The organism is Pseudomonas sp. MD195_PC81_125, assembly GCF_014060985.1.
Taxonomy (GTDB): Bacteria; Pseudomonadota; Gammaproteobacteria; order Pseudomonadales; family Pseudomonadaceae; genus Aquipseudomonas; species Aquipseudomonas parakoreensis.
This window is the reverse complement of record NZ_JABULD010000578.1, coordinates 1-4064: the sequence shown is the minus strand read 5'-3', so window position 1 is coordinate 4064 and position 4064 is coordinate 1. Positions and strand designations below refer to the sequence as shown.

At 61.6% G+C, this 4064-nt stretch carries 3 protein-coding genes and 2 pseudogenes; 1 reads left to right on the top strand and 4 read right to left on the bottom strand.

What is annotated here, in order from left to right; translation table 11 throughout:
• Positions 1-47 precede the first annotated feature (47 nt).
• Entirely contained in the window at positions 48-176 is a 129-nt protein-coding gene (locus HT737_RS31910) for a PA1414 family protein (protein ID WP_003184145.1), read from the bottom strand.
• 142 nt (positions 177-318) lie between these two features.
• Entirely contained in the window at positions 319-1212 is an 894-nt protein-coding gene (locus HT737_RS23075) for a LysR family transcriptional regulator (protein ID WP_182404072.1), read from the bottom strand.
• Between the two features lie 104 nt (positions 1213-1316).
• Here HT737_RS23075 and HT737_RS23070 point away from each other — a divergent pair.
• A pseudogene (locus tag HT737_RS23070) lies at positions 1317-2497 on the top strand (MFS transporter).
• Here HT737_RS23070 and HT737_RS23065 read toward each other — a convergent pair.
• Together HT737_RS23065 and HT737_RS23060 are read right to left on the bottom strand one after the other, a co-directional pair.
• A pseudogene (locus tag HT737_RS23065) lies at positions 2442-3375 on the bottom strand (DMT family transporter). The pseudogenes HT737_RS23070 and HT737_RS23065 sit on opposite strands and share 56 nt — an antisense overlap.
• A gap of 242 nt (positions 3376-3617) precedes the next feature.
• Positions 3618-4022 carry a DUF2177 family protein gene (locus HT737_RS23060; protein WP_182404071.1) on the bottom strand — a complete coding sequence of 135 codons (405 nt, stop codon included), beginning with the start codon at positions 4020-4022 and terminating at the stop codon, positions 3618-3620.
• Between the last annotated feature and the right edge of the window lie 42 nt (positions 4023-4064).

The following is a 4064-nucleotide window of genomic DNA, read 5'->3' as shown; positions in this document are numbered from 1 at the left end:
TGTAGGAGCTGCCGAAGGCTGCGATCTTTTGATCTTTTATTTGAGCACTACCGCCGGCGAGGCTGACGCCGGCGCTGTTCGTCATCGGTGCGGATCGGTACGGGTTGCAGAGGCGGTTCGATCAAGCCGAGGGCAACACCCAAATCGTGCAGCCAGTTCTGAATTTTCTCTTTCATCGTCATGCCCCCTTCAGGGTAGTGCTGAGCGGCCGGAATTCTGAGGCCGCTTCGCACTGATAATAGTCCGAAGTCCTACGCAATGCTCGGCCAAATCCGCAATGATCTGTTACTGAATTGAACAGAATTCGGATCAGTTGGTTCACGCCGTCTGCCGGGTTTCATTCGCAGCCACGGGATAGAGCGCTTGCTGCTGTTCAATCCAGGCATTGAGGTTGGCCCCGACCATGCCCTTGCGCCACATGAGCCATGTTGTCGCACTGGCAAACGGCTCGACCAACGGGTGCACCGCGATGCTTTCACGCCCCGGCAGACTGGCCAGCATCGACTCCGACATCAGCGCCACACCGCTGCCGGCAATCACACAAGCAAGCATGCCCTGATAGGACTCGATCTCCATCGCCCGGCCCATCGCCGCCTGATAGTGAACAAACCACGCCTCCAGCCGCGCGCGATAGGCGCAGCCATGACGGAAGGTGAATACCGCCCTGCCCTCGACGTCCTTGGCGCTATGGATCGGCGGATGATCGGCTTCGCTGATCAGCACCAGACGCTCGTCGCACAGCGGCACGCCGTCGATCCCGGCCAATTGCGGCGGACCGTCCACCAGCGCCGCATCAAGACGCCCGGAGACCAGGCCTTCGAGTAACTCGCCGCTGGGCCCGGATTGCACTTGCAGGTTCACCGCCGGGTATTGCTTGTGATAACGCGCCAACAACGCCGGCAAGTGGATCGCCGCGGTGCTGTACAGCGTGCCGAGGACAAAATCCCCGGCCGGCTGCCCGCCCATCACCGCTGCACTGGCCTGATCGCGCAGGGCGAACAACTTGCCGGTGTAGTCCAGCAGGACTTTTCCCGCAGGTGACAACTGCAAACGCTGACGCTCACGAACGAAAAGTTCGACGCCCAATTGCTCTTCCAGCTGTTTGAGCCGGGTCGACAGGTTGGACGGCACTCGGTGCAGGCGTTCTGCTGCGCGGGTGATCGAACCTTCCTCGGCGACTGCCTGAAAGATCCGCAACTGGCTGAACTCCACGACCTTTCTCCATAACAGAACAAGTTACTCACTATTATTCAATTTTAAAGAAAGTCAATCGCTTCTAGCCTGACGGTCATTGCTCCTTCGAAGGAATCCCGACCATGTCGCCACTGATTCGCTTATCCGCCTGTTTCGTTGCCCTGATGATGGCCATGGGCATCGGGCGTTTCGCCCTCACCCCGCAACTGCCGCACCTGCTCAGCGAAGGCAGATCGATCTGACGGCCGCCGGTCTGATTGCCGCGGCCAACTACCTCGGCTATCTGTTGGGCGCGGTGGATGCGATGTTCGCCCATCGTCCGCCGCAAGTGCAGCGGCGTTTGCATAGCGGTTTGTGGCTGTGCGTGGTGCTGACGCTGGCATCGTTCCGGGCCAACGGTTTCTGGGCGCATTTGCTGCTGCGCTTCGGCACCGGAGTGGCGAGTGCCTGGGTGCTGGTGATGATTACGGCGCTGAGTCAGCCTTTGGCAGCGGCGGCAGGTCGGCCACGGCTGGGTGCGCTGGTATTTGCCGGCCCCGGACTGGGAATTTTTCTGACCGGGTTGCTGGCACTGTTCTCACATCTGCTGAACCAGACATCTGCCACGTTGTGGCTGATCTATGCCGGCGTGGCGATGCTGATGCTGCTGGGGATCGTGCGAATCCTGCCGCAACCGGGCACCCACACGCCGGTCGCCACCCTCAATGCCAGTCACTCGAATCGCGGCATCCCGCGACTGGCAGTGGTGTATGCGCTGTATGGCGTGGGTTACATCATCCCGGCCACATTCCTTTCGCAAATGGCCAACGCGCAGTTTCACGGGCAATGGCAGGCCGATCTGTTCTGGCCGTGCTTCGGCCTTGGCGCGGCCATCGGCGTGTTGCTGGTGAGCCTGCGACGCCACGACCCGAACACCACACGGCACTGGCTGACCGCCACCCTGTGGTTGCAAGCGCTCGGGGTCTTTGCCTGTCTGTTGGGCAGCGGTTATGGCCTGGCGCTGGGGGTGGTGTTGTGCGGCATGCCGTTCCTCGCTTGCATGCAACTGGTAATGCAACGCTCGCGGGAACTGGCGCCGCACAGCACCCAGCGCAACGCCGGGCTGCTGACGGCGTGCTTTGCCGTCGGCCAGCTCAGCGGCCCGCTGCTGGCGGCGCTGAGCAGCCATTTCAGCGGCGGCTTGCAACCGGCGCTGGTGATCGCCGGCAGCGGTCTGCTGATTGCCGGTGGGCTGGCCTTGCAGTCAGTCAGCGCTGGCCGAGGGCTTGGCGCAAACGCCGACGCACCCACTGCTCAGCGCTGACAAAAGTGATGCCAAGCAACACCAGTACCGCGCCGATGACGAAGTTCACGCTCAATTCTTCACCGAGCAGCAGCACGCCGAAGGTGACGCCGAACAGCGGCGTCATGAACGAAAACACCGCCAGATTGGCCGCCAGATAGCGCCGCAGCAGCCAGAACCAGGTCAGGTAACTGAAAAACGACACCACCAGACCCTGAAACAACACGCTGGCCACCGCCACGGGGGTCAGGCTGACGTGGCTGATCTGGCCGCTGAACAACGCGATCAACAGCAGGCCAGCGAAGCCGACGATCAACTGATAGAACAGGGTCAACGTCACTGGCGCCTCTGACAGACGCGAGGCGCGCACCACCACGGTGGTCGCGCCCCAGCAGGCGCCGGCAATGACCCCGAACGCATCGCCCAGCAGCATGCGCCGGTCGAGGTTATCCCATGACACGCCGCCGGCGAAGGCAATGGCGATACCAACAAACGCGAGCAGAATTCCCAGCCATTGCAGCGGCCGCAGGCGCTCGCTGGCCAGCAGGAAATGCACGCCCAGCGCGGTGAAAATCGGCGCGGTGTAAAGGAACACCGACATGTGCGCGGCGGTGGTCAGTTGCAGGCCTTCGGCAATGAAGAAGAACTCCAGACCGAACAACGCACCGGCCAGCAGTCCCCCACCGCCAGGTGTTGCCCACCTGATCCCAACCGCCCTTCCAGCACAGCAACAGGCCTACCAGCAGCGCAGAAATCCCCGAGCGCCCGGCCGCCTGCATCACTGGCGCGATGTCGGGCGCGGCCCACTTGATCATCACTTGCTGCACGCCCCAGATCAGGCAGAGGCCGATCATCACCTGCAAGGCAAACCCATCGGCATTGCGCCGCTCGACACTCACCGCAACACCTCAAACACACACAACATGGCAGCCGTCCACTGGTCGAAAATCTGTGCCGGGGATTATCAATCACTCGGGCAGAAAAAAGCCGTCTGAAAAAGACTTTGTCTGAGTCAGTAACGTCAGCGGTGAATGGCTGTCGGCTGCGCCGCCATTCGCTGGCAAGCCAGCTCCCACAGTCGACCGCACTTCCCTGGTGGGAGCGAGCTTGCTCGCGAAGGCGTCTGCCCAGACAACCAGGATTATGCAGCTGACCTCACAAATCGCTTCGCAACCAGGAAACCGACCGAGCAGGCAACAGCCGTGGCAAACGTCCCCCACGCCCAATCCATCAAACTCACCTGCACCGACCACCCACGCAACGTTGCCCAGTTGGTCAGGTCATACGTGCCGTACGCCACCAGCCCCAGCAGCGCGCCCAGCTTTGCCGCCCGTTGCCAGCTCAGCGCCGGCAACACCACAAACTGCACGCAACCAAAAACGTACAGGCAATAAAAAACCGCTGCCGGAACCAGCAGCGGTTTTTCGAGCATCAGCGAACCGAGCAGCTCGCGGTAGGTTGGCGCCATCAGCACGCCGAGCCAGATACCGTCGAGCAACAGAAACGCCACCAGTGTGGCGAGGTAAGCAATCAGCGCTTTCTTCATCTGCAAACCCTCATGTAGGAGCTGCCGCAGGCTGCGATCTTT